Source organism: Roseovarius sp. MBR-154 (genome assembly GCF_053628595.1).
The window spans coordinates 330,376-355,619 of the sequence record NZ_JBRJGR010000001.1; the positions used below are offsets into that span (position 1 = coordinate 330,376).

At 63.8% G+C, this 25,244-nt stretch carries 30 protein-coding genes; 21 read left to right on the forward strand and 9 right to left on the reverse strand.

Translation table 11 applies throughout. The features are described from left to right. Positions 1-5 precede the first annotated feature (5 nt). The 4 genes from ACSSV4_RS01555 to ACSSV4_RS01570 are packed head-to-tail and all read left to right on the forward strand — an operon-like array spanning position 6 to position 2,955. Positions 6-467 carry an N-acetyltransferase family protein gene (locus ACSSV4_RS01555; RefSeq protein ID WP_454273009.1) on the forward strand — a complete coding sequence of 154 codons (462 nt, stop codon included), beginning with the start codon at positions 6-8 and terminating at the stop codon, positions 465-467. Beyond that, the gene (locus tag ACSSV4_RS01560) at positions 464-1,492 is read left to right on the forward strand and encodes a histone deacetylase family protein (protein WP_454273010.1); all 1,029 of its coding nucleotides are present in this window, start codon (positions 464-466) and stop codon (positions 1,490-1,492) included. Before ACSSV4_RS01555 ends, ACSSV4_RS01560 begins: the two co-directional genes overlap by 4 nt. Further along, the gene (locus ACSSV4_RS01565; protein ID WP_454273011.1) at positions 1,489-2,583 is read left to right on the forward strand and encodes an NAD(P)/FAD-dependent oxidoreductase; all 1,095 of its coding nucleotides are present in this window, start codon (positions 1,489-1,491) and stop codon (positions 2,581-2,583) included. The genes ACSSV4_RS01560 and ACSSV4_RS01565 overlap by 4 nt, the downstream gene beginning before the upstream one ends. Positions 2,584-2,604: 21 nt before the next feature. Beyond that, on the forward strand, positions 2,605-2,955 hold the full coding sequence (locus ACSSV4_RS01570) for a RidA family protein (RefSeq protein WP_454273012.1): 351 nt from the start codon (positions 2,605-2,607) through the stop codon (positions 2,953-2,955). A 395-nt stretch (positions 2,956-3,350) separates the two neighbouring features. Here ACSSV4_RS01570 and ACSSV4_RS01575 read toward each other — a convergent pair whose 3' ends face one another. Next, positions 3,351-4,334, reverse strand: coding sequence for a GlxA family transcriptional regulator (locus ACSSV4_RS01575; RefSeq protein WP_454273013.1), 984 nt, complete (start codon positions 4,332-4,334; stop codon positions 3,351-3,353). A 412-nt stretch (positions 4,335-4,746) separates the two neighbouring features. On the opposite strand from ACSSV4_RS01575, the gene ACSSV4_RS01580 reads away from it, so the two are divergent. Further along, positions 4,747-5,583, forward strand: a complete 837-nt coding sequence (locus tag ACSSV4_RS01580; protein WP_454273014.1) for a bifunctional allantoicase/(S)-ureidoglycine aminohydrolase — start codon at positions 4,747-4,749, stop codon at positions 5,581-5,583. On the opposite strand, the gene tmpT is transcribed toward ACSSV4_RS01580, so the two are convergent. After that, positions 5,580-6,218 carry a thiopurine S-methyltransferase gene (gene tmpT, locus ACSSV4_RS01585; protein WP_454273015.1) on the reverse strand — a complete coding sequence of 213 codons (639 nt, stop codon included), beginning with the start codon at positions 6,216-6,218 and terminating at the stop codon, positions 5,580-5,582. The two genes, ACSSV4_RS01580 and tmpT, sit on opposite strands and share 4 nt — an antisense overlap. A 118-nt stretch (positions 6,219-6,336) precedes the next feature. Between tmpT and ACSSV4_RS01590 the strand changes: the two genes are divergently transcribed. Continuing rightward, on the forward strand, positions 6,337-7,056 hold the full coding sequence (locus ACSSV4_RS01590) for a sulfotransferase-like domain-containing protein (RefSeq protein WP_454273391.1): 720 nt from the start codon (positions 6,337-6,339) through the stop codon (positions 7,054-7,056). On the opposite strand, the gene ACSSV4_RS01595 is transcribed toward ACSSV4_RS01590, so the two are convergent. Continuing rightward, positions 7,046-8,272, reverse strand: coding sequence for an argininosuccinate synthase (locus ACSSV4_RS01595; protein ID WP_454273016.1), 1,227 nt, complete (start codon positions 8,270-8,272; stop codon positions 7,046-7,048). The genes ACSSV4_RS01590 and ACSSV4_RS01595 overlap by 11 nt on opposite strands. A 105-nt stretch (positions 8,273-8,377) precedes the next feature. Here ACSSV4_RS01595 and ilvA point away from each other — a divergent pair, with 105 nt between their 5' ends. Further along, positions 8,378-9,616, forward strand: coding sequence for a threonine ammonia-lyase IlvA (gene ilvA, locus ACSSV4_RS01600; RefSeq protein WP_454273017.1), 1,239 nt, complete (start codon positions 8,378-8,380; stop codon positions 9,614-9,616). Here the strand turns inward: ilvA and ACSSV4_RS01605 are convergent. Further along, the gene (locus ACSSV4_RS01605) at positions 9,613-9,948 is read right to left on the reverse strand and encodes an Hpt domain-containing protein (RefSeq protein WP_454273018.1); all 336 of its coding nucleotides are present in this window, start codon (positions 9,946-9,948) and stop codon (positions 9,613-9,615) included. The two genes, ilvA and ACSSV4_RS01605, sit on opposite strands and share 4 nt — an antisense overlap. 141 nt (positions 9,949-10,089) lie before the next feature. Between ACSSV4_RS01605 and ACSSV4_RS01610 the strand changes: the two genes are divergently transcribed. Further along, positions 10,090-11,373, forward strand: a complete 1,284-nt coding sequence (locus ACSSV4_RS01610; protein WP_454273019.1) for a PP2C family protein-serine/threonine phosphatase — start codon at positions 10,090-10,092, stop codon at positions 11,371-11,373. Here the strand turns inward: ACSSV4_RS01610 and ACSSV4_RS01615 are convergent. Then, complete coding sequence (locus ACSSV4_RS01615) at positions 11,348-11,791, reverse strand: NUDIX domain-containing protein (RefSeq protein WP_454273020.1); 444 nt, start codon at positions 11,789-11,791, stop codon at positions 11,348-11,350. The genes ACSSV4_RS01610 and ACSSV4_RS01615 overlap by 26 nt on opposite strands. A gap of 78 nt (positions 11,792-11,869) precedes the next feature. On the opposite strand from ACSSV4_RS01615, the gene hslO reads away from it, so the two are divergent. From hslO to ACSSV4_RS01640, 5 genes are all read left to right on the forward strand, one after another. Continuing rightward, positions 11,870-12,865 (forward strand): Hsp33 family molecular chaperone HslO, encoded by a 996-nt coding sequence (gene hslO, locus ACSSV4_RS01620; RefSeq protein WP_454273021.1) that lies wholly within the window; start codon positions 11,870-11,872, stop codon positions 12,863-12,865. Beyond that, positions 12,834-13,457 (forward strand): CoA pyrophosphatase, encoded by a 624-nt coding sequence (locus tag ACSSV4_RS01625; protein ID WP_454273022.1) that lies wholly within the window; start codon positions 12,834-12,836, stop codon positions 13,455-13,457. Before hslO ends, ACSSV4_RS01625 begins: the two co-directional genes overlap by 32 nt. Next, positions 13,454-14,599, forward strand: a complete 1,146-nt coding sequence (locus tag ACSSV4_RS01630; RefSeq protein WP_454273023.1) for a CCA tRNA nucleotidyltransferase — start codon at positions 13,454-13,456, stop codon at positions 14,597-14,599. Before ACSSV4_RS01625 ends, ACSSV4_RS01630 begins: the two co-directional genes overlap by 4 nt. Beyond that, entirely contained in the window at positions 14,596-15,819 is a 1,224-nt protein-coding gene (locus ACSSV4_RS01635; protein ID WP_454273024.1) for a class I SAM-dependent RNA methyltransferase, read from the forward strand. The genes ACSSV4_RS01630 and ACSSV4_RS01635 overlap by 4 nt, the downstream gene beginning before the upstream one ends. Positions 15,820-15,901: 82 nt before the next feature. Continuing rightward, positions 15,902-16,402: a L,D-transpeptidase family protein gene (locus ACSSV4_RS01640; protein WP_454273025.1), complete on the forward strand. Its 501-nt coding sequence runs from the start codon at positions 15,902-15,904 to the stop codon at positions 16,400-16,402. On the opposite strand, the gene ACSSV4_RS01645 is transcribed toward ACSSV4_RS01640, so the two are convergent. After that, positions 16,403-16,921, reverse strand: a complete 519-nt coding sequence (locus tag ACSSV4_RS01645; protein WP_454273026.1) for a CAP domain-containing protein — start codon at positions 16,919-16,921, stop codon at positions 16,403-16,405. 167 nt (positions 16,922-17,088) lie between these two features. Between ACSSV4_RS01645 and ACSSV4_RS01650 the strand changes: the two genes are divergently transcribed. Both ACSSV4_RS01650 and ACSSV4_RS01655 read left to right on the forward strand, forming a co-directional pair. After that, positions 17,089-17,691 carry a L,D-transpeptidase gene (locus ACSSV4_RS01650; RefSeq protein WP_454273027.1) on the forward strand — a complete coding sequence of 201 codons (603 nt, stop codon included), beginning with the start codon at positions 17,089-17,091 and terminating at the stop codon, positions 17,689-17,691. A gap of 145 nt (positions 17,692-17,836) precedes the next feature. Further along, entirely contained in the window at positions 17,837-18,025 is a 189-nt protein-coding gene (locus tag ACSSV4_RS01655) for a hypothetical protein (protein WP_454273028.1), read from the forward strand. Between the two features lie 72 nt (positions 18,026-18,097). On the opposite strand, the gene hemH is transcribed toward ACSSV4_RS01655, so the two are convergent. Together hemH and ACSSV4_RS01665 are read right to left on the reverse strand one after the other, a co-directional pair. Then, positions 18,098-19,162, reverse strand: coding sequence for a ferrochelatase (gene hemH, locus ACSSV4_RS01660; protein ID WP_454273029.1), 1,065 nt, complete (start codon positions 19,160-19,162; stop codon positions 18,098-18,100). 60 nt (positions 19,163-19,222) lie between these two features. After that, a complete protein-coding gene (locus ACSSV4_RS01665; protein ID WP_454273030.1) occupies positions 19,223-20,041 on the reverse strand; it encodes a methyltransferase domain-containing protein in 819 nt (272 codons plus the stop codon). Between the two features lie 15 nt (positions 20,042-20,056). Between ACSSV4_RS01665 and ACSSV4_RS01670 the strand changes: the two genes are divergently transcribed. From ACSSV4_RS01670 to ACSSV4_RS01685, 4 genes are read left to right on the forward strand one after another with little or no spacing between them, the layout of a single operon-like run. Continuing rightward, a complete protein-coding gene (locus ACSSV4_RS01670) occupies positions 20,057-20,788 on the forward strand; it encodes a double zinc ribbon domain-containing protein (protein WP_454273031.1) in 732 nt (243 codons plus the stop codon). A gap of 30 nt (positions 20,789-20,818) precedes the next feature. After that, positions 20,819-21,076, forward strand: a complete 258-nt coding sequence (grxC, locus tag ACSSV4_RS01675; protein ID WP_454273032.1) for a glutaredoxin 3 — start codon at positions 20,819-20,821, stop codon at positions 21,074-21,076. 4 nt (positions 21,077-21,080) lie between these two features. Then, on the forward strand, positions 21,081-21,911 hold the full coding sequence (locus tag ACSSV4_RS01680; RefSeq protein ID WP_454273033.1) for a carbon-nitrogen hydrolase family protein: 831 nt from the start codon (positions 21,081-21,083) through the stop codon (positions 21,909-21,911). After that, positions 21,912-22,352, forward strand: coding sequence for a MarR family winged helix-turn-helix transcriptional regulator (locus ACSSV4_RS01685; protein ID WP_050663809.1), 441 nt, complete (start codon positions 21,912-21,914; stop codon positions 22,350-22,352). It abuts the gene before it with no gap. On the opposite strand, the gene ubiG is transcribed toward ACSSV4_RS01685, so the two are convergent. After that, positions 22,336-23,085, reverse strand: coding sequence for a bifunctional 2-polyprenyl-6-hydroxyphenol methylase/3-demethylubiquinol 3-O-methyltransferase UbiG (gene ubiG, locus ACSSV4_RS01690; RefSeq protein ID WP_454273034.1), 750 nt, complete (start codon positions 23,083-23,085; stop codon positions 22,336-22,338). The two genes, ACSSV4_RS01685 and ubiG, sit on opposite strands and share 17 nt — an antisense overlap. A gap of 49 nt (positions 23,086-23,134) precedes the next feature. Between ubiG and pip the strand changes: the two genes are divergently transcribed. Further along, positions 23,135-24,109 carry a prolyl aminopeptidase gene (gene pip, locus ACSSV4_RS01695; RefSeq protein ID WP_454273035.1) on the forward strand — a complete coding sequence of 325 codons (975 nt, stop codon included), beginning with the start codon at positions 23,135-23,137 and terminating at the stop codon, positions 24,107-24,109. Positions 24,110-24,155: 46 nt separating this feature from the next. Further along, entirely contained in the window at positions 24,156-25,226 is a 1,071-nt protein-coding gene (gene zapE, locus ACSSV4_RS01700) for a cell division protein ZapE (RefSeq protein WP_454273036.1), read from the forward strand. Positions 25,227-25,244 lie beyond the last annotated feature (18 nt).

Sequence of the window (25,244 nt, forward strand, 5' to 3'; positions counted from 1 at the left end):
GCGCGGTGAGAACGGAGGCGGATCTGGTCCTGCTGGATCGCGCCCTGCGCGCGCTCAGCGATGATCTGGGCGATACGCACCGGGCAGGGCTCGACGCCTTGCGCGCGGGGCTGATGGGCGATACGCCAGCGGCCTACGGGCTTCTGGCGGTAGAGCGGGACGTGATCGGCGCGGCGCTCTACAGCCCGGTTTTTTCCACCGCGCAGGGGGCGGCGGGGGTCTATGTCTCGGACCTCTGGGTCGATGCGGCGACCCGTGGGCAGGGGGCCGGGCGGCACCTGCTGGCCGAGGTGGCGCGCCGGGCAGGCATCCAGTGGGGCGCAGCGTGGATGACGCTGGCGGTCTATGGCCACAGCACCGCCTCGCGCCGCTTCTACGAGCGCCTCGGCTTTGCGCCGCAGGACCGCGTGACGCAGATGCGCCTGCCACGGGCGGGCTTTGACAGACTGAAGGGAGAGGGCAGATGAAGGCCATTTTCGACGACCGCCAGTGGCAGCACGACCCGCAGCATTTCATGGCCAACGGCGTCATTAAGCCCAGCCCGGAACAGCCCGAGCGTATCGCGCGGTTGACTGACGGTGCAAAGGCGGCGGGCTGCGAGATGATCGCCGCCAATGATGCCGGGCTTGGCCCCATCGCCGCGCTCCATTCGCCGGAATATGTGACCTTCCTGCGCAACATCCACACCCGCTGGCAGCGCATCGACGGCGGCGGGCCGGAGGTGATCCCCAACATCCACCCCGCCACGCGCGGCGATGGCTACCCCAAATCCGCCGTTGGGCAGGCGGGCTATCATCAGGCCGATACCGCCTGCCCCATCGGCGCGGGCACGTGGGAGGCGGCCTATTGGTCGGCGCAGAGCGCCGTGACGGGGGCCGATCTTGTTCGCGGCGGCGAGCGCGCCACCTATGCGCTCTGCCGCCCGCCGGGGCACCATGCCTTCGGCGATCTGGCGGGGGGATTCTGCTTTCTCAACAACGCCGCCATCGCCGCCGAACGGTTGCGTATGGCGGGGTTGCGCACCGCCATCCTCGACGTGGATGTGCATCACGGCAACGGCACGCAGGGCATCTTCTACGACCGCGACGACGTGCTGACGGTCTCGATCCATGCCGATCCCGAACGGTTCTACCCGTTCTTCTGGGGCCATGCGTCCGAGCGCGGCGCGGGGCGCGGCATCGGGTACAACCTAAACCTGCCGCTGCCGCGCAAGACCGGCGATGACGACTATCTGAGGACGCTGGATCGCGCATTGGAGCGGATCGTGAATTTCGGGGCCGATGCGGTGGTCGTGGCGCTTGGCCTCGATGCCTATGAGGGCGATCCGTTCCAGGGGCTGGCGATCACCACGCCGGGCTTCGGGCGCATCGGTGCGGCCATTGCGGGCCTCGGGTTGCCCACGCTGTTCGTGCAGGAGGGCGGCTATCTCTGCGAGGAGTTGGGCCAGAACCTGACCGCCACGCTGACCGGTTTCGAGGAGGCGCAGCTATGACCGATATCATCGTCATCGGCGGCGGCATCGCAGGGGTCAGTGCGGCGGCGGAATGCGCCCGCGACGGGGCGCGCGTGACCGTCTTGGAGAGCGAGCCGCAGATCGGCTATCACGCGACGGGGCGCTCGGCGGCGATCTTCATCCGCAATTACGGCAATGCCACGCTGCGCGCCCTCAACGCCGTGGCCGAGCCGATTTTCGAGCACCCCGGCGAGATCAGCGACACACCGATCCTCAGCCCGCGCGGCGAATTGATGGTTGCCTCTGAGGAGGAGTTGCCAGTGCTCGACGCCTATCTCGACGGCGCGGTGGGGGTGGAGCGGCTGACAGGCCGTGAGGCCGCCGAGATCGTCCCCATCCTGCGCCCCGAGCGCATCGCGGGCGCGATGATCGAACGCGACGCGCGTGGCATCGACGTGGATCTGCTGTTGCAGGGCTATGCACGGATGCTGCGGGGGCGCGGGGGGCAGATCGTCACCGGCGCGCAAGTGCAGGCGCTGCGCCATGAGGCCGGGCAATGGCACGTGGACACGGCGCAGGGCACCTTCAGTGCGCCTACCGTGGTCAACGCCGCAGGCGCATGGGCCGATGAGGTGGCGGCACTGGCCGGGCTGCCGCGCCTCGGGCTGCAGCCCTATCGCCGCTCCGCCGCGATCATCCCGGCCCCCGAGGGCCATGACACCGAGCGATGGCCGATCTTCGGCTCCATCGCCGAGACCTGGTACGCCAAGCCCGAGGCGGGCAAGCTGATGGTCTCGCCCGCCGACGAAGATCCGGTCGATCCGCACGATGCCTGGCCCGAGGACATGGTGCTTGCCGAGGGGCTGCACCGGTTCGAGCAGGCGGTGACCCATGAGGTCACGCGGCTAGAGCATAGCTGGGCCGGCCTGCGCACCTTCGCCCCCGACCGCACGCCGGTGGCGGGCTTCGATCCGCGCCGCCAAGGCTTTTTCTGGCTGGCGGGGCAGGGCGGCTATGGCGTTCAGACCGCGCCCGCGCTATCGCAATTCAGTGCCGCGCTGCTGACTGGCGGCGCACCCGTGCTCGACGCGGCCACCCGCGCCGCGCTCGCCCCCGAGCGTTTTTGTTGATCCAACCGAAAGGACCCACCGATGAGCGATATCACCCGCCACCATACTGGCCAGCGCATGAGCCAGACCGTCACCCATAACGGCACCGTCTATCTGGCCGGGCAGGTCGGCAATCCGGGCGACAGCGTGGCAGACCAGACCCGCACCTGCATCGAGAAGGTCGAAAAGCTGCTGGCCGAGGCCGGATCAGACGCCACGCGCATCCTGCAATGCGTGATCTGGCTGGCGGACATGGGCGATTTCGCGGAAATGAACAGCGTCTGGGATGCCTGGGTTCCCGAAGGCCATGCCCCCGCCCGGGCCTGTGGCGAGGCAAAGCTGGCCACGCCCGAGTATAAGGTGGAACTGATCGTGACGGCGGCGCAGGGATAACGGCAGTCGGCCGCCCGCCGTCCTGCATGTCGGACGCGCGCCCTTGGGGGGCGGACAACCATCACGTGGCGCCAAAACGAGTATTCGAACCCGGAATTCGATCCCAAGCGGACCGAGGCGCTTGATATCTTGGCTCCCGGCGCCCGTTGATGGCTGAACTGGAAGAGATACGTCACGATAACGGCGAGATCGTCCAGCCCTGCTGGTGAGGGCTGGCGATCCATCATACTGACGCGGTGAATAACCGCCCGCGGCACCCGCTGTACAAGATGCACCTCGAAAAGCTCTGGCTCGACGCCTGGTCGAGAAGAAGCCCCTGCCCTCTCCGATGAACGCTGTCTCCGAAGTCTCGCCCTTGGCAGACATGATCTGGCGGGACGACTCTGCCTGATCCGTCACATCTGTTCTGAATAATCCAGGATGCGGTCCCTGTGTTTGCTCCGGAAATCAGAGGGCGTCACGCCGTAGAATTTCTTGAAGCTGGTGGACAGCGTTCCTGTCGAGCCGAAACCGGTCGCGATGGCGATGTCGATGAGGGGCAGGTTTGTTTCCTGGACCAGCCGATGCGCCCGCCGGACGCGCAATTGCTTGTAGTATTGGCCAGGTGAGGTTTCGAGCACCGCGCGAAAGCGCCGTTCAAGACAGCGCTGTGAGGTCTCGACATGCTCTGCGATATCGGCGATCGACAATGGCTCGGAGAGGTTCGCTTCCATCAACGCCAGGGCATCCGACACGGCCTTGTCATAGAACTTTTGAAAGGCGGTATGGGCGAAAGGCTGGGTGCTGGAACTTGTCCGGATGCTCGGCAACAAGAGGTGCCGACCGATATCGGTGATCTCGGACACGGTTAGTTCGCCCGCCAGAAGGCCAAGGATCAACTCTGGCGTGGCCGTGCGTCCGGCAGCCGTGATGATGCCATTGGACATTTCCGACAGGTTGCTTGTCAGGCGCGGCAGGTCCTGGGTCTCGCGCAGGACCACGGCATCAGCCCAATGCGTTGTCACCGCCCCGGTCTCGGTCTGCGTGCGCGAGATGAATTGCGTCGCAGCATCGGCCAGCAGGATCACGGCCTTGCCAAGGCGCCGCATGCTGCGAACACGCGTCAACCAGACAGAAGGATCCCGCTTTTTCGACGCGATCACGATCAGATAATCCGCTAGGCAGTGGTCTGGAATGACCGGCGCGGCGCGCACGAGGCAGACCCCGGCCCCCTGCACGAAACCGGGCTTGTCCGAAATGATCCGCCAGTCGTAACGAGAGCTGCCGAGCACCATGTTCGCTGTCTGCAATGTGTGGACCACCGCAGCCAGTTCGATATCACAGAAGTGTTTTTGCACGAGAATCTCGAAAACCGTCGTGCGGTGCTTGGCGATAGTCACGTTTGCCTTTCAGACTCTGGGCTGTTCGGACGGGTCCTGACGTTTTCGAAAGATCCGGCCCCTTGATGGGCCATGCAACATTAACCTCGATGTCACCCAGTTTGTGCAGCTTTTCAAGCGCGGCGTCAAACGCCTCAGGACAGTTCCGCATGCCGAGTTTACCTGCGCTCCAGCTTCTGAATGCACGCCGAGCGCACCGATCACGGGATCGACCTATCCATGACGGACAGCGCAGCCGCGCGCGCCAGCCGATCTGCCGAAACCGCGCGAGGAAAACTGTCGGGAGTGAGAACCGGATCGCTACAGCGCAGTTTACGGCTTTTACTGATAGGCTTTCAATTATTCCGGGGGATGTCCCGGCTCCGCATGGCATGGCATAAGACGCGCAACACAGGATCACGAAAGGCCCGAGATGCACCCGCCCCGCTACCACGCCCCGAAGGGCGGCTTGCCACCGCAGACCCAGCTTTTGACCGATCGTGCCGTCTTTACCGAGGCCTATGCCGTCATTCCCCGGGGCACGTTCAGCGATATCGTCACCAGCCTCCTGCCGTTCTGGGACAAGGCGCGTTTCTGGGTGATCGCACGGCCGCTATCAGGCTTTGCCGAAACCTTCTCGCAATATATCGCCGAGGTGCAGCCCGGCGGTGGCAGCCACCGCCCCGAGACCGAACCAGGCACCGAGGCGGTGCTCTTCGTGGTCGAGGGAGCGCTGCGGCTGACCATCGAAGGCCAGACGCATGACATGGCCGAGGGCGGCTATGCCTATATCCCGCCCGGTGCCACATGGTCGCTGCGCAATCACGGCGATCAGGCTGTCCGCTTTCACTGGCTGCGCAAGCGGTATCAGTGGGTCGATGAGCTCGACGCGCCCGAACCGCTGATCCTGAACGAGCGCGACATCGCCCCCACGCCGATGCCCGACACAAACGGGGTCTGGGCCACGACCCGCTTTGTCGACCCCGAGGATCTGCGCCATGACATGCATGTGACCATCGTCACCTTTCAGCCCGGCGGCGTCATCCCCTTTGCCGAGACCCATGTGATGGAGCACGGGCTCTACGTCCTCGAGGGCAAGGCGGTCTACCGGCTCAACCAGGATTGGGTCGAGGTCGAGGCCGGCGATTTCATGTGGCTGCGCGCCTTCTGCCCGCAGGCCTGCTATGCGGGCGGGCCGGGGCCGTTCCGCTACCTGCTCTACAAGGATGTCAACCGCCACATGGCCTTGGGGTCAGTGTCAGGCCCTTAGCGCGGCCGCAGGAGCATCGCCTTTTCGCGCGCGGGGCATATGCCCTTGAGGCCGCCCGGCACCTCCTCATCCGCCAGTTGGGAGATTGTGAATCGCGCGTCGTGACAGGTGCGCACCTCCGCCTCGCTCAGCGAAAAGGGTGGCCCCGGCATCACCGACTGGTCGTATTCGAAGGTCACCAGAAGCTGTGGCGCGCGTTCCGTGATCTCGGCCAGATGCGCGGCATAGCGACGGCGCATCTCCTGCGGCAGGGCCACGAGCGCGGCGCGGTCATAGACCGCATCCACCGGGCCAAGCTTTTCGGCGGTCAGATCGAAGATATCGCCCGCGAAAATCTCGACCCCCTGCGCCGCGTAGCGCCGAAGCGCGCCCGTGTCGGTGACCTCCGGCGTCACGCCCATCTCGGCAAAGAGGTCGCGCACCGCGATCTCGCTCAACTCGGCCCCGGCCACGCGATAGCCGCGCGACAACAGCCAGGGAATATCGACCGCCTTGCCGCAGAGCGGGACAAAGATCCGCGCCCCCTCGCCCAGCGCCAGCGCGCCGATATGCGCCTCCAGCATCCGGTTGACCGTGCCCTCGTGAAAGCCGAGCCGCCCCTCTTGCCAGCGATCGTGCCAGAACTTCGCGTCCATTGCCTGCCTCTCTTGTTGCATCGGTGATTCGACGATCCTAGACAGGATTAGCATGCCGTGAACATGGGGGACGGGCGATTGACGATGACGAATGATCACATTGCCGGGCGGGGCTGACATGCGCATCGCCATGTGGTCCGGGCCACGGAACCTGTCCACCGCGATGATGTACAGCTTTGCCGCGCGTGGCGATTGCGCCGTGGTGGATGAGCCGTTCTATGCCGCCTATCTCGCGCAGACCGGGCTCGATCACCCGATGCGCGACGCGATCATGACCGCGCAGCCGCGAGATCCCATGCGCGTGGTAGAGCGGCTGTTAGGCCCTGTTCCGGCGCAAAAGCCGCATTTTTATCAGAAACACATGGCCCAGCACATGATCCCAGGCATGCCGCGCGACTGGGTGAATGAGCTGACCAACGTCTTTCTCATCCGCCACCCGGCGCGCGTCGCCGCCAGTTTCTCGGCCAAGTATGACAACCCGACACTCGCCGATATCGGCTTTGTCCAGCAGGTCGAACTTTATGATCAATTGGTAGCCGTGGGGCAATCGCCCGTCGTCATCGATTCCGCCGATATCCGCCGTGCCCCCGAGACCATGCTGCAACGGCTCTGCGCCGCCATCGGCCTGAATTGGACGCCCGCCATGCTCGCGTGGCCGCGCGGTGGCCATGCCGATGATGGCGTCTGGGCGGCGCATTGGTACGGGGCGGTGCATGACAGCACCGGCTTTGCCCCCGCCGAGGGGCCACCGCCCGCGCTTGATGGTGCGCGCGCTGCGTTGGCCGAGGCGGCGATGCCCGCCTATGAGCGGTTGCGCGACGTGGCCCTCAACCTTTGAGACGCCGGTTGCGCGCGGCCAGCAATTTCAGGCGCAGCGCGTTCAACTGAATGAACCCCGCCGCGTCCTTCTGGTCATAGGCTCCGGCATCCTCCTCGAAGGTCACATGTGCCTCGGAATAGAGGCTGTGATCGGACCAGCGCCCGACGGTCGTCGCCGACCCCTTGTAGAGCTTGAGCCGCACCGTGCCGCTGACATGTTCCTGGCTCTTGTCGATGGCCGCCTGCAACATCTCGCGTTCCGGGCTGAACCAGAAGCCGTTGTAAATCAGTTCCGCATAGCGCGGCATCAGCGAATCCTTGAGATGCCCCGCGCCACTGTCGAGCGTGATCTGCTCGATCCCGCGATGCGCCTCAAGAAGGACAGTGCCGCCCGGGGTCTCATAAATGCCGCGCGATTTCATGCCCACGAACCGGTTTTCCACGAAATCGAGCCGCCCGATGCCATGTTTGCCGCCCAATTCGTTGAGCTTCGTGAGGATCGTGGCCGGGCTCATCGCCTCGCCATTGATGGCCACGGCATCACCCTTCTCGAACGTCACCTCGATGAATTCCGGGGTATCGGGAGCCGCCTCGGGGCTGACTGTGCGCTGATAGACATAGTCCGGCGCGGCCTCTGCCGGGTCTTCCAGCACCTTGCCCTCGCTTGACGTGTGCAACAGGTTCGCATCGACCGAAAACGGTGCTTCGCCGCGCTTGTCCTTGGCGATCGGGATCTGGTTTTTCTCGGCAAACTCAAGCAGTCGCGTGCGGCTGGTCAGATCCCATTCCCGCCAGGGCGCGATCACCTTGATATCGGGGTTGAGCGAATAGGCCGCCAGTTCGAACCGCACCTGATCGTTGCCCTTGCCGGTTGCACCATGCGCCACGGCATCGGCCCCGGTCAGGTGCGCGATCTCGACCAGACGCTTGGAAATCAGCGGCCGGGCAATCGAGGTGCCCAGCAGATAGAGCCCCTCATAGAGCGCATTGGCACGGAACATCGGAAACACGAAATCGCGCACGAATTCCTCGCGCACATCCTCGATATAGATGTTTTCCTCTTTGATCCCGAGGAGTTTCGCCTTTTCCCGCGCCGGCTCCAGCTCTTCGCCCTGCCCCAGATCGGCGGTAAACGTCACCACCTCGCAGCCATATTCGGTCTGCAGCCATTTCAGGATGATCGAGGTATCGAGGCCCCCGGAATAGGCCAGAACAACTTTCTTGGGCGCGGACATGTGTTTCCCCTCTCTCGCGGATATCGCAGCGCGCTTAGCCGGTTTTCCGTGCCGGGGCAAGGTGCGCCCCTTGCCAGCACGCCCCGATTGCGGCACTGAAACGGGATGACCGAGTTTCAGGATAACGCCCGCACCGCCGAGGCCGCCATGCGCGCCGTGTTCGAGCCGACGCCGCTGCAACGCAACGATCACCTGTCGGAACGGTACGGGGCCGAGATCATGCTCAAGCGCGAGGATCTGAGCCCGGTGCGCTCCTACAAGCTGCGCGGCGCGTTCAACGCAATGCGCAAGGCTCTGGCGGCGCGGCCCGAAACCACGCAATTCGTCTGCGCCAGTGCCGGCAATCACGCGCAGGGCGTGGCCTTCATGTGTCGGCATTTCGGGGTCAAGGGCGTGATTTTCATGCCGGTGACGACACCGCAGCAAAAGATCGGCAAGACCGAGAAATTCGGGGGCGATGCGGTGTCGATCCGCCTGACCGGCGATTATTTCGACGATACGCTGCAGGCCGCCCAGGCCTATTGCGCCGAGGTGGGCGGGCATTTCCTGTCGCCGTTCGACGACGAGGACGTGATCGAAGGGCAGGCCAGCGTCGCCGTCGAGATCGAGGCGCAGTTGGGCGGCATGCCTGATCACCTGATCCTGCCGGTGGGTGGTGGGGGGCTATCGGCCGGGGTGCGCGGCTACATGGGCGATAGCGTCAACCTCACATTGGTCGAGCCTGCGGGCGGTGCCTGTCTTGCCGCGGCCCTTGCCGCCGGGGAACCGGTGCGCCTGCGCCATGTCGAGAATTTCGCCGATGGCGCCGCCGTGGCACAGATCGGTGTGCGCACCTTTGCGCGGCTCGCCGATCTTGATCCGGCGCAGGCTCGGGTGATCGACGAGGACCGGCTGTGCACCACGATGCTGGAAATGCTCAACATCGAGGGCATCGTTCTGGAACCGGCGGGGGCGCTCGCCGTCGATGCGCTCAAGGACATGCGTGATACGATCCGGGGCAAGACCGTGGTTTGCGTCACCTCGGGCGGCAATTTCGATTTCGAACGCCTGCCCGAGGTCAAGGAGCGCGCGCAGCGCTACTCGGGGGTCAAGAAATACTTCATCCTGCGCATGCCGCAGCGCCCCGGGGCCTTGCGCGATTTCCTTGAAATACTTGGGCCCGAGGACGATATCGCGCGCTTCGAGTATCTCAAGAAATCGGCGCGCAATTTCGGCTCCGTCCTGATCGGGATCGAGACCACGCGACCCGAGAATTTCGTTCATATCCTGCGCAAGCTGGACGATGCCGGATTCGATTACCGCGACATCACCCGCGACGAGGTGCTGGCGGAGTTCCTGATCTAGGCGGCGACCACCTCTGCCGTCAGCCCGGCGAGAAACGCCGTCTTGGACCGGTCAAAACAGTCGAGTATTTCCTCCAGGTTCACGTCGGCGGCCCTTCCCGTGCCGGCCGTCCCCTCGCCGCGGTGACAGAGATCCGAGAAATCGCCAAAGCCGAGATTGAGCGCGCTGCCCTTGAGGAAATGCAACTGTGCCTCGATGTCGAGCGTCTCATCCGGTGCGCGCAGCTTCTCTATCTCGGTCTCGACCTCTTCGATAAAGAGCGCGACAACCTCTTCGAACGCGTCGGTCCCGATTTCATCCCGCAAGTTTCGAACGCGGTTCCAGTCGATCATGATCCGCCCTCCTTTGATCGTGCCAAGATGCCCCGCAATCCCTTCCATAGTGTTAAATCATGCGTCGAAACCCGCAAAATTTTAACATTTACGCACCGTTAAGCCCGCCCGCGCTATCGCAAGCGAGAACAGGCCAAAGGAATGATCGTGCGGGTGCCGAGAACAGAAAGCGGACCGGTAGAGACGGGTGGAAACGTCATCCGTCGCGTCCTCGTGGTCGATGACAGCCGCGCGCAGCGCCGCATTCTGACTGCATCGTTGCAGCGATGGGGTTTCGATGTGCGCGAGGCCGAGTCGGGCGCCGCCGCACTCGATATCTGCGCTGGATATGTTCCTGATCTTGTGCTCAGCGACTGGATGATGCCGGGCATGACCGGGCTCGAATTCTGCCGTGCGTTCCGGGGCATGCCACGCGAGGCCTACGGGTATTTCATCCTGCTCACGTCGAAGAGCGACAAGGACGAGGTGGCGCTCGGTCTCGATGCCGGGGCGGATGACTTTCTGACCAAACCGGTCAACGCCGCCGAGTTGCGCGCCCGCATCGCCGCCGGGGCGCGGATTCTGCAAATGGAGCGGGAACTGACCGAGAAGAACCGGCTGATCACGTCCACCCTCGATGAATTGCAATCGCTTTATGATTCGCTCGACAGCGATCTGATCGAAGCCAAGAAGCTGCAGCAATCACTGGTCAGCGAACGCTATCGCGATTTTGGCACCGCCGAGGTGTCATTGCTTCTGCAATCGGCGGGTCATGTGGGCGGCGATCTGGTGGGAATGTTCCCGATTTCCGAGGGTCGGATCGGTCTCTATGGGATCGATGTGTCCGGACATGGCATCAGTTCAGCGTTGATGACGGCGCGGCTGGCGGGGTATCTGTCATCGTCGGTGCCCGAGCAGAACCTGGCCTTGCAGAAAACGCGCCGTGGCGGTTTTGCCCCGCGCCCCCCCGCCGAGGCGATCGGCATGCTCAACCGCGTGATCATGTCGGAGATGGAGACCGAACATTATTTCACCATCGCGCTCGCCGATGTGGATTTGCAGAGTGGCCATGTCATAATCGCACAGGCGGGTCATCCCTATCCCGCGCTGCAGCGAGCCTGTGGCGTGGTGGAGTTTATTGGTGAGGGCGGTTTTCCCGTGGGCCTGATCGACGGCGCCACGTTCCACCAATTCGAAACGATGATGGCCCCTGGCGACCGGCTCTTGATCCATTCCGACGGGGTCACCGAATGCGCGGCGCGCGATGGTTCTCTGCTCGACGAGGTAGGGCTGGCCCGCATCCTGCGCGACCTGCGCCAGACACGCGGGCGCGCTTTTCTCGAATCACTGATCTGGAAACTCTCGGAGTTTGCCGAGGACGCCGATTTTCAGGATGATATCTCCGCCGTCCTGCTGGAATTCAGACCAGACCCAATGCCCGGCTGACGAAGTGCCGGTCGCCTGAATTGCCAAGCTGCCTTGCCGCCTGCGCGGGCGTGATCCAGACCGCGCGATGCCCGGGCTCTGTCGGCGCGCCCAGGGCACGCACCGGATCGGCGCGGTAGATCATGCAGAGTTTCTCCGCCCAGAACCCATATTCCGGCATATAGGTGAACCGTCGAAACGCGCCGATCCGCCGGGGCCGGGCAATGATCCAGCCGGTTTCCTCATAAACCTCGCGATGCAGCGCGCGCAGCGGATGCTCGCCCGGGTCGATCCCGCCGCCGGGCAGTTGCAGTTCCGGCACCGGCTCGGCCTGATGCGTCACCAGCAGATGCCGCGCCTGCGGCAGGATCGCATAGACCCCCGGCCGCAACCGATAGCGGATATCGTGGCGCGGTGCCTCGCCGAATCTCCGGATCATGGCTTGCCCCCTTGGTGCCTTGTCTTGTCCTGCCTACATACACGCGATATGCCGAACCAAGGCGCATAAGGAAACCCCATGACTCTTGGACAGAAAATCGCCTGGGACGATACGATCCTGCCGTTCCAGCTTGATCAGGCCGATATCCGGGGCCGTGTGGCGCGGCTCGACGGGGTGCTCGATGGCATCCTGAAACAGCATGACTATCCCCCTCAGGTCGAGGCATTGATCGCGGAGATGGCGCTCTTGACGGCGCTGATCGGGCAGACAATCAAGCTGCGATGGAAGCTCTCGCTTCAGGTTCAAACCAAGGGCGCGGTGCGGATGATCGCCACTGATTACTACGGCCCTCCCCAGGATGGCGAACCCGCCCGCATGCGCGCCTATGCCAGCTTTGATCGTGACCGGCTCGACAACGGGACACCGTTCGAACAGTTGGGCGAGGGGTATTTTGCCGTGCTGCTCGATCAGGGTCAGGGCACGGCACCGTATCAGGGTATTACCCCGGTCGCAGGCGACGCGCTGCGCAGCTGTGCCGAGGCGTATTTCGCCCAATCCGAGCAGTTGCCCACCCGCTTTGCCCTCAGCTTTGGCAAATCGCGCGAGGCGGGCGGGGTCGAGCATTGGCGCGCCGGGGGCGTCATGTTGCAGCACATGCCAAAGGCCTCGCCCTTCGCCACCGGCGGCGGGTCGGGTGAAGACGGACTTTTGCAGGCACGCGATATCGTCGATGGTGACGATGCCGAGAACTGGAATCGCGCCAACATGCTGCTCGACACGGTCGAGGATCTCGAGCTGATCGGGCCGTCGGTGGCGCCCACGGACCTGCTCGTGCGGCTCTTTCACGAAGAGGCGCCGCGCGTCTTCGATCTGCAACCGGTGCGCTTTGGCTGCACCTGCTCCGAAGAACGCGTGCGCAACAGCCTGTCGATCTACTCGACCAAGGACATCGAAACGATGACCACCGATGACGGCATCGTGACTGCTGATTGCCAGTTCTGCGGCGCGCATTACCGGCTCGATCCCGCGACGCTGGGGTTCGATGCGCCAAAGGGGCCCGGTGACGGTGCGTGATCCGCTTGCCCCGATCCTCGCCGCGCTCGGATCCGGGCGCGCGGGGTCGTCGGATTATGATCTGAACCCAGAGGTGCGCCTGCCGCCCGGGCGCAAACTCCGCGCGGCGGGGGTGCTCGTGCCGGTGCTTTGCAGCGGGGGCGCGCCGCGTGTGATCCTGACCAAGCGGTCCTCCGCGCTCAAGCATCACCCCGGTCAGATCGCCTTTCCGGGGGGCAAGCAGGATGCGGGCGATCCCGATATCACCGCCACCGCCCTGCGCGAGGCGCAGGAGGAAATCGGCCTCGATCCGGCCCATGTCGAAACGCTCGGTTTTCTGCCCCGGCACGAGACGGTGACCGGCTTTGACGTGACCCCGGTTCTGGCCCGTATCTCCGTGCCCTTCACGCCCGTGCCAGAGGTCGGAGAGGTTGAAGAAGTGTTCGAGGTCCCGCTCGCACATCTGCTGGAGTTAGCCCGGTTCAGGGTCGAAAAACGCCGCTGGCGCGGGGATTGGCGGCGCTATTACGCGGTGCCGTTCGGCCCCTATTATATCTGGGGGGCGACCGCGCGCATCCTGCGCAACATGGCCGAGATGGCGGGGCCGCGATGAAAGTCTCGGGCAACTGGATCACCGCACCCGCCACGCAGGCGGTCTGCACCGCGCTGACAAAGGCCGGGCATCAGGCGCTTTTCGTCGGCGGCTGCGTGCGCAACGCGCTTTTGGGCGTGCCGGTCGCCGATATCGACATCGCCACGGATGCCCTGCCGCAAGCAGTGATGCGGCTTGCCACCGATGCCGGGCTGAAACCCGTGCCCACCGGTATCGACCACGGCACCGTGACCGTGGTTTCGGGTAGCAAGCCGCATGAGGTCACCACCTTTCGCGAGGACGTGGATACGTTCGGGCGTCACGCGCAGGTGGCCTTTGGCACAGACCTGCATGCCGATGCCCGCCGCCGCGATTTCACGATGAATGCGCTTTACGCCCGCCCCGACGGCAGCGTGATCGACCCTTTGGGCGGCATTGGCGATCTGATCGCCCGCCGCGTGCGGTTCATCGGCGATGGCGCGACACGGATCAAAGAGGATTACCTGCGCATCCTCCGCTTTTTCCGCTTTCATGCCTGCTATGGCGATGCCGAGGCGGGGCTTGATCCCGACGCGCTCGCTGCCTGCGCGGCGCATCTCGACGGGCTGGCCGGGCTCTCGCGCGAGCGTGTCGGGGCCGAAATGCGCAAACTGCTTGCCGCGCCCGATCCTGCACCCTCGCTGGCCGCGATGCAGAGGGCTGGCGTGCTTTCGGCGATCCTGCCGGGGGCAGATGCACGGCCGCTCGCGCCGCTCGTGCATCTTGAATCAGAGACGAATACGGCCCCGAACGCCCTGCGCCGTCTTGCTGCCCTGGGCGGAGAGGATATCCCAAACCGCCTGCGCCTGTCGCGGGCCGAGGCCAGGCGGCTCGCCCTCTTGCGCGACGGCGCGTCCGCCACCATACCGCCCGCCGAGATTGGCTATCGTTACGGCGTGACGGATGGCATGGATATGCTGCTCCTGCGCGCCGCACTTCTTGATACTCCGCTTGATCCGAAGGCCTCAGACATTCTCGAACGCGGTGCTCATGCCACGTTTCCGGTCAAGCCTGCCGATCTCATGCCGGATTACACCGGTCCCGCCCTTGGCCAAAGGCTGCAAGAACTGGAGGATCGCTGGATCGCCTCGGGTTTCACGCTGAGCCGTGAGGATCTGTTATGACGACCCATCAGATCACCCGCCTCGGCCATCAGGGCGACGGAATCGCCGAGGGTCCGCTTTACGCACCGCTCACCCTGCCGGGTGAGGAGATAACCGGCACGCCCGATGGCCAGACCCTGCGCGACATCCGCATTGTCAGCCCCTCGCCCGATCGCGTGACGCCGCCATGTCGGCATTTCAAATCCTGCGGAGGCTGTCAGTTGCAGCACGCATCGGAGGATTTTACCGCCCGCTGGAAACGCCAGGTCGTCGAAACCGCGCTCGCCGCGCATGGTATTTCCGCCGAGATAGGGCCTGTTCTGACCTCTCCACCCGGTTCCCGCCGCCGCGCGACACTGGCCGCAAGGCGCACGAAAAAGGGCGCGATGGCGGGCTTTCACGCGCGCGGCAGCGACACGATCATCGAGATCCCCGATTGCCGCCTGCTGCATCCCGGGTTGATGGCGGCCCTGCCGCTGGCCGAGGATCTTGCGCTGGACGGGACAAGCCGCAAGGCGCCGCTTGCCGTGAGTATCACGCTCTCTCTCGGTGGCCTCGACGTGGCGGTGCGTGGGGGCAAGCCGCTGGACGGACCGTTGCGTGTCACGCTGGCGGGGCTGGCGCAGAAACACGATGTGGCACGATTGGCTTGGGACGATGAGGTCATTGTCACCCGCCGCGCGCCGCAACACGAATTCGGCCCCGCCCTCGTGACACCACCGCCGGGGGCCTTCCTTCAGGCCACCGCAGAGGGCGAAGCCGCACTTTTGGCTGAAACAGAGACGATCTTACAGGGCGCGTCCCGCGTCGTGGATCTCTTTGCAGGATGCGGCACCTTTGCCCTGCCGCTGGCGCGTCGCGCACCCGTTCATGCGGTTGAGGGAGATCGCGCCATGACCGTGGCGCTCGACGCGGGCTGGCGACACGCGCAGGGCCTCAAACCCGTCACCACCGAGGCGCGCGATCTGTTTCGTCGTCCGCTCCTGCCGGATGAACTGTCCGGCTTTGACGGCGCGGTGATCGACCCGCCCCGCGCCGGGGCCGAGGCGCAGGTCGCCGAGATTGCCCGCGCCCGTCTGCCGCGCCTGGCCTATGTGTCCTGCAACCCGGTCAGCTTTGGCCGCGACGCGCGGCATCTGCTGTCACAGGGCTATCAGATCGGGCCGGTGCGCGTGGTCGATCAATTTCGCTGGTCGGCGCATGTCGAGCTTGTTGCAGGTTTTTCACTCGACAGGGCATAATCGGTGAAAAAATCGCTACCGCAGAACCGGCGAAACAGTGTAAAATGGTTGAAAACAACCGAGCAGTAACACGGTGACAGGCATGACACTCACACGACGTTTCGCACTACTCGCAGGGGCGGCGACGCTCGCGGGATGCGCGCAGAAATCCAAGTTCCGCAGCTATTACGGCCCGGAGGTGACCCAAGTCGTCGTCAACAAGGGCGACCGCGAGATGTTTCTGCTGCACCACCGAAAGGTTCTGAAACGCTACGAGGTCGATCTTGGCTTTGCCCCCGAGCGGCACAAGAACTTCGAGGGCGATGGCCGGACGCCCGAGGGCGAATACGTGATCGACCGGCGCAATCCAAACAGTTCATTTCACCTGTCGCTCGGGATCTCCTACCCGAACGAGGCCGATATCGCCTATGCCAAGGCGTTTGGCAAATCACCTGGCGGCGATATCTTCATCCATGGCGAGCCGAACGCGCTCGCGGTATTCGGCCCGGACTGGACGGCGGGCTGCATCTCGGTGAAAAACCGCGAGATGGAGGATGTCTATGCGATGGTCCGAACCGGCACGCCGATCCTGCTCCACGCGTGATCACTTGCCCAGCACCATCGTCCACCAGATCTTGCCGCCCGGTTCCTGTAGCCAGTCAAAGCCCATGCGCGTCGCGTCCGGGTTTAGGATCACGCGACGCGTGACCTCTTCCTCCATCCAGGCGGCGAGCGTCTGGAGTTCGGTCTCGTAGGTCTCCGATATCGTCTCGCCGACAAGCTCGCCCTCGTAACCGACGCGGCGGATGCGATCGACCGGCGACGAGCCGTCAGAGCCGAAATGCCAAGGCCGGTTCTGCACCGACATGTCGCGCGAATGGGTGGCAGCCGCAGCGGTTAGCTTTTCGTCAAGAATTAGAGGTCCGGCACCGGCGGCCTGACGCAGCGCGTTGACCGAATCGAGCATGCGAAACCGGATTTCGCGCTCGTCCCCGGCGCGGATCTGGTAGACGCGCGGCAGCGGCTTGCCATCGGCACCGATCTGCGGCGGCGGCGGCGGCGGTGCCGCACAGGCCGCAAGGGCCAACAAAGCCGACAGACAAATGATAAAGAGACGCGCCATAATGCCAAACCACCCTGATTGTTGCGTCTTCCGCTTTAGCCCGGCTTGCGTTGCACTTCAAACCCACATCAGCGAAACCACGCCCCGTGAACGCGGTTTGAATTGCGACTGCGGCCTTTCCGCCATATATTAGCTTGGTATCGAACAAGTTCGACGGGAGAGCAAAAATGACTTCTGATATCCGGAACGCATGGAATCGGCGCTCCTTTCTGGCCGGAAGCGCCGCCTTGATTAGTGCGCCCGCCTTCGCCCAAGACGTGGATGGTCCCGGGACCGTCGAGACTGAGCGCGACGTGACAACGACCGTGCGCCGTAATATTTCGGCGTTTCGCAAGCTGGAGTGGCAACCCTATTTCTCCAATCTCCGCAACGGAGCGATCCTTGTGGACATCGATTCGCGCGCCGTGCATTTCTGGAGCGAGGACGAGAGTGTCTACAAACTCTACCCCTCCTCCGTACCGCTGACCGAGGATCTCACCCGCCGGGGCCGCACCTCGGTAGTGCGCAAGGTCGAAGGTCCAAGCTGGCGTCCGACCCCCTCGATGCTCGAGCGTAATCCGGAATGGCCGCCTTACGTGCCGCCCGGTCCGGACAACCCGCTCGGGACCCACGCGCTCTACCTCAGCTGGACGTATTACCGGATTCACGGCACGCACGACACGCGCAAGATCGGTCGGCGCTCTTCGAACGGCTGCGTGGGACTCTACAACGAACATATCCAGGAACTCTTCGCTTTGACCAAAGTCGGCACACAAGTGTTGCTTATTTGACGAAAAAGCGCCCGGGCCGGTGCCCGGGCTGTCAAGATGCAATTGCAATCTTCACGAATTGCTGTTTACAAAAATAACACGAGGTAAGTCTTGGATGCCTGCCGTTGTGCTGTTGCAGTGTCAGGCCGATTTCTGGAGGATAATAATGAAGAAGCTCGTTCTCGCCACCGCCCTCTCCGCAGCCGCTTCGACCGGTTTTGCCGGTACGCTTGCAGAGCCTGTAATCGAGGCGCCGGTGATCGTTGAGGAAACCAACAACGGTTCGTCCGCAGCCGCAGTCTGGGTTCCGCTGGTTCTGCTCGCCATTGTGGCGGCTGTGATCGCGATCGACTGATCGTACCAGCACTGAATTGTTAAAAGGCAGCGGTTCACGCTGCCTTTTTTCGTTTCGTTGGTCTTGAGCAGCTCAGTCGAGCCAGCCTTTGAGGTTGTTTTCCACGATCGAGGACAGCGCCTTGATATGCGCGTCGTCATCATTGAGGCAGGGGATATAGGTGAATTCCTCACCACCGGCCTCCTCAAAGCTTTCGCGGATTTCCTCGTTGATCTCTTCCAACGTCTCGATGCAGTCGGCGGAAAAGGCCGGGGCCATCACCGCGATGCGTGTCTTGCCGTCCTCGCGGGCAAGCCGCGCCACCTCATCGACGGTGTAGGGCTTGAGCCACTCCTCGGGGCCAAAGACCGACTGGAAGGTGGTGGTGATCTCGGTATCCTCCCAGCCCAGCCGTTCCTTGAGCAGGCGCGTCGTTTTCTGGCAGTGACAATGATAGGGGTCGCCCTGCATCAGATAGCGTTTTGGCATGCCGTGATACGACACGACGAGGATCTCGGGCCGTTTCGCGATATCGGCATAGGCGCGCTCTACGGATTGGGCCAGTGCCTCGATATAGAGCGGGTTCTCGAAATATGGCTCGACCACGCGGGCGATCGGCTGCCATGTCTCGTCCATCAGCGCGCGAAAAAACTGGTCGTTGGCCGTGGCCGAGGTGGCCCCCGCGTAATGCGGGTAGAGCGGAAAGAACAGGATGCGCGTGCACCCCGCCTCGACCATCGCCCTCACCTTGGATTTGGTCGAGGGATTGCCGTAGCGCATGCAGAAATCGACCATCACCTGATCGCCGTAGCGCTCTTCCATCGCCTTGGCCATCTTCGCGGTCTGGTCGCGGGTGATGGTCATCAGCGGGCTTTCGCCCTTGTCCTCGTTCCAGATGGATTTATACGCCTCGCCGCTGGTAAAGGGCCGCTTGGTCAGGATGATAAGCTGCAACAGCGGCTGCCATTTCCACGGGCTGTAGTCGATCACCCGCCGGTCCGACAGGAACTCGTTGAGATAGCGGCGCATCGGCCAATAGCTGTAATGATCGGGCGTCCCGAGATTGGCCAGCAGCACACCGGTCTTGGCCCTCGGCACCTTGGGGTGATCGGCAGGGGCATGGGCGGGGCGTGCGGCATCACGGCTGGCATCGAGCATGGCTTTGGTCAATCCTGTCAGTCTCGGGTCAGGGGTGACATATAGGTTCGCAGGCCAAGGTCAATCTTTCAGCGGTTTTTCCTCGGCAGCAAGCGCGTCTGCCAGCCGTGCCTTGGCCGTTCCGGGGCGCAAGGGCTGCGGCTGGCTTTCGTCAGGCGACCAGCCCGTCAGGAAAATCATCTCGAAGGTTGCGGGAATGCGGCCAGCGCCCGTCCCGAATTCACGCGCGTATATGTCGCAGGCCCGGTTCAGGATCGCGCGCCGCATCATCCGCCTGGGCCTGGCGGTCATCGCGTTGGTCTCGCCCATGGCGCGCAGGTCGCGCATCAGGTGCCAGGGATCGCGATACTCGACGCTCAGCGGCAACCGGTCGGCAACCGGCAGGGCATAGCCCGCCCGCTGCAACAGCGCGCCGAGATCGCGGATTTCCCCCATCGGCAGAACACGTGGCGAGAGGCCCCCGGTCACATCCGCTTCGGCCTGCGCCAAGGCCGCGCGCAATTCCTGCAAACTGCCGCCCCCCAACAGCGCCCCCAGCATCAGCCCGTCGGGCCGCAATGCGCGCCGCATCTGAATGAGCTGTCCCACCGGATCGCTTGCCCAATGCAGGCACATGGCATGGATCACCAGATCATGCGTGCCAGGTTCCAGCGCCAGCGTGTCGTCATCAGCGATCACCCGCGCCTGTGGCAGGCGCGCCTGCCAGAATTCGGGAAAACCCGTCACCACGGCGGGCGCGGTAAAGGATTTGTTAACCACCGCCAGACGATCCTCGATCTCATCCGCCGCCACCTCGTGCAGGAACAGCGCCGGGGCCCGCGCCGCGCGCAGGCGGTTGCGGATCAGGGCAGGACGGTCGGTGAGCGGTGTCTGGGTCATAAGCAGGAGACTAGGGTGCACATAGCGGCATTTCAAACAGCGATCCGGTTGATCTATCCGTCGCGTTGTACGCTCTGCGGCGTGACTGTCGATAGCGATTTCGGCCTGTGCGGCCCCTGTTGGCGCGATACGCCATTCATTTCCGGGCTGGTCTGCGATGCCTGCGGTGTACCCCTGCCCGGCGAGGCGGGCGCGCAGGCCGAGTTCTGCGATGAGTGTCTCACCCATGCCCGGCCCTGGTCACGTGGGCGCGCGGCGCTGCTCTATCACGAGAATGGCCGCCGTCTCGTGCTCGCGCTCAAGCATGGCGACCGGCATGATGTCATACGACCGGCGGCGAAATGGCTGGCGCGCGCTGCCGCACCGCTCTTGCAGCCCGGCACCGTTCTTGCGCCGGTGCCGCTGCACTGGACGCGCATGCTGCGGCGTCGCTACAACCAATCCGCCCTGCTGGTGCAGGCGCTTGCGCGCGAGACCGGGCAGCCTCACTGCCTCGATCTGTTGCATCGCACCAGGCGGACGCAAACCCTCAAGGGCCTCGACCGCGCCGCACGCCACGCCATGCTCAGCGATGCAATCCGCGTCAACCCGGCACGCCGCGCTCTGATCATGGATCGTCCGGTGCTGATCGTCGATGACGTGATGACCTCGGGTGCCACGCTCTCGGCCGCAGCGCAGGCCGCTTTCGCTGCTGGCGCGCAGGATGTGTGCATTCTGACACTGGCGCGTGTCGCCAAGGATGCTTAGATTCCCGTCAAACAGAACGGGATTACCAGCATGCAATCAGTCGAAATCTACTCCTCGCCGCTTTGTGGCTTTTGCCATGCGGCCAAACGCCTGTTGAAGCAGAAAGGCGTGACTTTCTCCGAGATCAACGTTCTGGCGCAGCCCAAGCGCAAGGCCGAGATGATGCAACGCGCCAATGGCCGCCATACCGTGCCGCAGATCTTCATCGGAGAGACGCATGTCGGCGGCTGCGACGAGCTTTATGCGCTGGAACGCGCGGGCAAGCTCGATCCGATGCTCCAGGGCTGATCCGATGCGCGCGGCCCTCCTGCAACTGACCAGCAGCGACCAGCCGGACGACAATCTGGCCACGGTCCGCGCGATGATGGAGAGGGCCGTAGCGCAGGGCGCGGAATTTATCCTCACGCCCGAGGTCACGAATTGCGTCTCGACCAGCCGCAGCCACCAGAACGCGGTGCTGCATCCCGCGGAAACAGACCCTGTTCTGGCCAGATTGAGGGCAGAGGCCGCCCGGCATGGCGTCTGGCTCCTGATCGGCTCACTCGCGCTCAAGACCGATGATCCCGACGGGCGCTTTGCCAACCGCTCTTTCCTGATCGACCCGCAGGGCGGCGTTCAGGCGCGCTATGACAAGATCCACATGTTCGATGTCGATGTGACGCCCGAGGAAACCTATCGCGAATCCGATGGCTTTCGGCCCGGCTCGCGCGCGGTGCTGGCAGACACTCCGTGGGGCAAGCTTGGCCTGACGATCTGCTACGATATCCGCTTTCCCGCCCTGCATCGCCGCCTCGCCCATGCCGGGGCCGATATCCTGACCGTGCCCGCCGCGTTTTCCCCCGTGACCGGTGCCGCGCATTGGGAAACCCTGCTGCGCGCCCGCGCTATCGAAACGGGGTGCTTCGTGCTGGCCCCCGCACAAACAGGCACCCATGCCACCACAAGGGGACGGGCCCGAACCACGTATGGCCACAGCATGGCGATCGCACCCTGGGGCGAGGTTCTGGCTGATGGCGGCACCGATCACGGGATCGTGATGGTTGATCTTGACCCCCGGCAAGTGGCACAAGCACGCAGGCGCGTGCCTTCGCTGCGCCATGACCGCGTGTTTGATGGCCCCTGAATGGACGAGACAACCAGTAATTCCCTTGCGGTGGCGCTCTTTAGCGAGATCCTCACCAATGAGCAGCTGATCCGCAACCGGCTGAGCCGTGTGCTGCCTAAGGGTATGGAAATCTCGCATTTCTCGGTTTTGAACCATCTTGCCCGCATCGGCGATGAACGCAGCCCGGCGCAACTGGCCAAGAGTTTTCACGTCACCCGCGGCGCGATGACCAACACGCTGTCGAAACTGGAATGGGCCGGCTACGTGCATATCCGCCCCGATTGGGACGATGCGCGGCGCAAGATGGTGGCGATCAGCCCCTCGGGCCGTCAGGCGCGCGACGCGGCAATGGCGGCGATCACGCCTATGGTGTCGGACCTCATTCGCGATCTGGGCGAGGACCGCGTGCGCGCCAGCCTGCCGGTGCTGCGCGAATTGCGCATCAGGCTGGAGATTTGACGCTCGCCGTGACGTAATTCACGCTCAGATCCCGATCCGAAAGGCGCCATTGCCATGTCACCGGGTTGAACACGAAGCCCTTGCGATCCACCGGCGTCAGCCCGGCCTGCGAAATCAGGCCGCATAGCTCGTCCGGGGTGATGAATTTTGACCATTCATGCGTGCCCTTGGGCAGCCAGCGCATCACGTATTCCGCGCCCACGATGGCCATGGCGAAACTCTTGGGGTTGCGGTTGATCGTCGAGCAGACCATCAGCCCGCCGGGTTTGAGCAACTGCTGACAGGCGGTCAGATAGGCCAGCGGGTTGGCCACATGCTCGACCACCTCCATGTTCAGCACCACGTCAAACTGTTCGCCCTCGGCGGCCATGTCCTCAGCCGTGGTGTGGCGATAGTCGATCTCCAGCCCCGATTGCTCGGCATGCACCTGCGCCACGGGGATGTTGCGCGGGGCGGCATCGGCCCCCACGACATAGGCCCCAAGCCGCGCCATAGGCTCGCTCAGCAAGCCACCACCACAGCCGATATCGAGGATGCGCAAACCCTCGAACGGCGCATTCACCTGAAGGTCACGATCAAATTCCGCCGCGATCTGCGACGTGATATAGTCCAGCCTGCAAGGGTTCAGCATGTGAAGCGGCTTGAATTTGCCGTTCGGATCCCACCATTCGGCGGCCATCGCTTCGAATTTGGCGACCTCGGCGGCATCTATGGTGCTCTGCGCGGCTTGCATTCCGGTCTCCCTATGGCTCAATTGGTGACGTGCGATATATAGGACATTCATGGATAAAGTCTCGGGCCATAAAAGCGCAGTACAATATCTCTTTCCGCCGGTCGAACCCTTCGACCGGCAGATGCTTGATGTGGGCGACGGTCACACGATCTACGTGGAGCAGTCGGGCCGGGCTGATGGCCTTCCGGTCGTTGTCTTGCATGGCGGGCCGGGCGGCGGATGCAGCCCGGCGATGCGGCGTTATTTCGATCCCGAGATCTACCGAATCATCCTCTTCGATCAGCGCGGCTGTGGCCGCTCTCGCCCGCATGCCAGCGTCGAGGCCAACACCACATGGCACCTGGTGCGCGATATCGAGCAGATTCGCGAAACTCTCGGCATCGACCGCTGGATCGTCTTCGGCGGCAGTTGGGGCGCGACGCTGGCGCTGATCTATGGCCAGACCCATCCCGACCGTGCGCTGCATCTGGTGCTGCGCGGCGTGTTTACCATGACAGAAGGCGAGCTTGACTGGTTCTATGGCGGTGGCGCCGGGGCGTTCTGGCCGGAAACCTGGGTGCGCTTCGTGGCGCTCATCCCCGAGGAGGAACGCGACGACCTCATCGCCGCCTATCACAAGCGGCTTTTTTCCGGCGATCTGGCACAGGAGATCACCCATGCCAAGGCGTGGTCGGCCTGGGAAAATGCGCTTGCCACGGTGCAATCCACCGGTGTCGGCGGCGACAGCCCGGCGGATTACGCCCGCGCCTTCGCCCGGCTTGAAAACCACTATTTCAGGCATCGCGGCTTTCTCGAGGAAGACGGGCATATCCTTGCGCGCATGGACCGGCTGCGCGACGTGCCCGGCACCATCGTGCAGGGCCGCTATGACATGATCTGCCCGCCGATCACCGCGCATAAGGTGGCCGCGCTCTGGCCGAAATGCGATTTGCGGATGATCCCGGTCGCCGGTCACGCGCTGTCAGAGCCGGGAATCAGCGCCGATCTGGTGGGTGTGATGCAGAAACTCGCCCGCCGCGCCTGAGCATTCGCGCTTTTCCCGCGCCCTGCATCGCGATATTCCGAAGGGTATGGAAACGCTGCCCCAACTCTATGACCGCCTGGTGTCAGAGGGTGAATTGACCCGCGATGACGCGCAGGAGGCGGTCTTGCCGGAATTCGAGCGCATTCGCGCCGCCCTCGCCGATGCGCCGCGCAAGGGCTGGTTTCGCCGCGCGCCAGAGCCGCCCAAGGGGCTTTATATCTGGGGCGGGGTCGGGCGCGGCAAATCCATGCTGATGGACATGTTCGTCCAGACCCTCGAGGTGCCCAACAGGCGCGTGCATTTCCACGCCTTCATGCAGGAAATCCATGCCGGGCTGCACGCCGCGCGCGCCCGCAACGAGGCCGATGCGCTCGCCCCGGTTGCCGCCGAGGTCGCAAATTCCGTGCGGCTGTTGGCCTTTGACGAGATGCAGATCACCGACATCACCGATGCGATGATCGTGGGACGACTGTTCGAGGCGCTGTTTTCGGCAGGGGTGGTGGTTGTCACGACCTCGAACCGGGTTCCGGATGATCTCTACAAGAACGGCCTGAACCGCCAGCTTTTCCTGCCCTTCATCGCCTTGCTCAAGGACCGCATGGTCGTGCATGAAATGGTCGGCCCCACCGATTATCGCCAGGATCGCCTCGCCGGCAGCCAGACCTATTTCACGCCGATCAATTCCGAGAGTCGGGCCGCAATAGAGACGATATGGCAAGATCTCACCGGCGGCGAAGGTGGCCCGCATGACATCGTGGTCAACAAGCGCAAGATCGAGATCCGGGCATTTCACAACGGGGTCGCGCGGGCGACGTTCTACGATCTCTGCGCGCAGCCGCTCGGACCCGCCGATTATCTCGCGCTGGCCGAGGCGGCCCGCGTGCTGATCCTCGAAAACATCCCGGAACTCGGGCGCAGCAATTTCAACGAGGCCAGGCGATTCGTCACCCTGATCGACGCGCTTTACGAGGCGCGGGTGCGGCTGATCTGCTCGGCGGCGGCAAAGCCGGAATATCTCTATATCGAGGGCGAAGGCTCGTTCGAATTCGAACGCACCGCCAGCCGTTTGCAGGAAATGCAATCCGAAGGTTGGGGGGACGACCGCGCGCCCGCCTGACGCGATGCCAGTCGTGCG

Coding starts and splice junctions, on each gene's coding strand:
- ACSSV4_RS01560 (WP_454273010.1), top strand. CDS start 464: ATGAAGGCCATTTTCGACGACCGCCAGTGGCAGCACGACCCGCAGCAT.
- ACSSV4_RS01565 (WP_454273011.1), top strand. CDS start 1,489: ATGACCGATATCATCGTCATCGGCGGCGGCATCGCAGGGGTCAGTGCG.
- ACSSV4_RS01570 (WP_454273012.1), top strand. CDS start 2,605: ATGAGCGATATCACCCGCCACCATACTGGCCAGCGCATGAGCCAGACC.
- ACSSV4_RS01580 (WP_454273014.1), top strand. CDS start 4,747: ATGCACCCGCCCCGCTACCACGCCCCGAAGGGCGGCTTGCCACCGCAG.
- tmpT (WP_454273015.1), bottom strand. CDS start 6,218: ATGGACGCGAAGTTCTGGCACGATCGCTGGCAAGAGGGGCGGCTCGGC.
- ACSSV4_RS01590 (WP_454273391.1), top strand. CDS start 6,337: ATGCGCATCGCCATGTGGTCCGGGCCACGGAACCTGTCCACCGCGATG.
- ACSSV4_RS01595 (WP_454273016.1), bottom strand. CDS start 8,272: ATGTCCGCGCCCAAGAAAGTTGTTCTGGCCTATTCCGGGGGCCTCGAT.
- ilvA (WP_454273017.1), top strand. CDS start 8,378: ATGACCGAGTTTCAGGATAACGCCCGCACCGCCGAGGCCGCCATGCGC.
- ACSSV4_RS01605 (WP_454273018.1), bottom strand. CDS start 9,948: ATGATCGACTGGAACCGCGTTCGAAACTTGCGGGATGAAATCGGGACC.
- ACSSV4_RS01610 (WP_454273019.1), top strand. CDS start 10,090: ATGATCGTGCGGGTGCCGAGAACAGAAAGCGGACCGGTAGAGACGGGT.
- ACSSV4_RS01615 (WP_454273020.1), bottom strand. CDS start 11,791: ATGATCCGGAGATTCGGCGAGGCACCGCGCCACGATATCCGCTATCGG.
- hslO (WP_454273021.1), top strand. CDS start 11,870: ATGACTCTTGGACAGAAAATCGCCTGGGACGATACGATCCTGCCGTTC.
- ACSSV4_RS01625 (WP_454273022.1), top strand. CDS start 12,834: ATGCGCCAAAGGGGCCCGGTGACGGTGCGTGATCCGCTTGCCCCGATC.
- ACSSV4_RS01630 (WP_454273023.1), top strand. CDS start 13,454: ATGAAAGTCTCGGGCAACTGGATCACCGCACCCGCCACGCAGGCGGTC.
- ACSSV4_RS01635 (WP_454273024.1), top strand. CDS start 14,596: ATGACGACCCATCAGATCACCCGCCTCGGCCATCAGGGCGACGGAATC.
- ACSSV4_RS01640 (WP_454273025.1), top strand. CDS start 15,902: ATGACACTCACACGACGTTTCGCACTACTCGCAGGGGCGGCGACGCTC.
- ACSSV4_RS01645 (WP_454273026.1), bottom strand. CDS start 16,921: ATGGCGCGTCTCTTTATCATTTGTCTGTCGGCTTTGTTGGCCCTTGCG.
- ACSSV4_RS01650 (WP_454273027.1), top strand. CDS start 17,089: ATGACTTCTGATATCCGGAACGCATGGAATCGGCGCTCCTTTCTGGCC.
- ACSSV4_RS01655 (WP_454273028.1), top strand. CDS start 17,837: ATGAAGAAGCTCGTTCTCGCCACCGCCCTCTCCGCAGCCGCTTCGACC.
- hemH (WP_454273029.1), bottom strand. CDS start 19,162: ATGCTCGATGCCAGCCGTGATGCCGCACGCCCCGCCCATGCCCCTGCC.
- ACSSV4_RS01665 (WP_454273030.1), bottom strand. CDS start 20,041: ATGACCCAGACACCGCTCACCGACCGTCCTGCCCTGATCCGCAACCGC.
- grxC (WP_454273032.1), top strand. CDS start 20,819: ATGCAATCAGTCGAAATCTACTCCTCGCCGCTTTGTGGCTTTTGCCAT.
- ACSSV4_RS01680 (WP_454273033.1), top strand. CDS start 21,081: ATGCGCGCGGCCCTCCTGCAACTGACCAGCAGCGACCAGCCGGACGAC.
- ACSSV4_RS01685 (WP_050663809.1), top strand. CDS start 21,912: ATGGACGAGACAACCAGTAATTCCCTTGCGGTGGCGCTCTTTAGCGAG.
- ubiG (WP_454273034.1), bottom strand. CDS start 23,085: ATGCAAGCCGCGCAGAGCACCATAGATGCCGCCGAGGTCGCCAAATTC.
- pip (WP_454273035.1), top strand. CDS start 23,135: ATGGATAAAGTCTCGGGCCATAAAAGCGCAGTACAATATCTCTTTCCG.
- zapE (WP_454273036.1), top strand. CDS start 24,156: ATGGAAACGCTGCCCCAACTCTATGACCGCCTGGTGTCAGAGGGTGAA.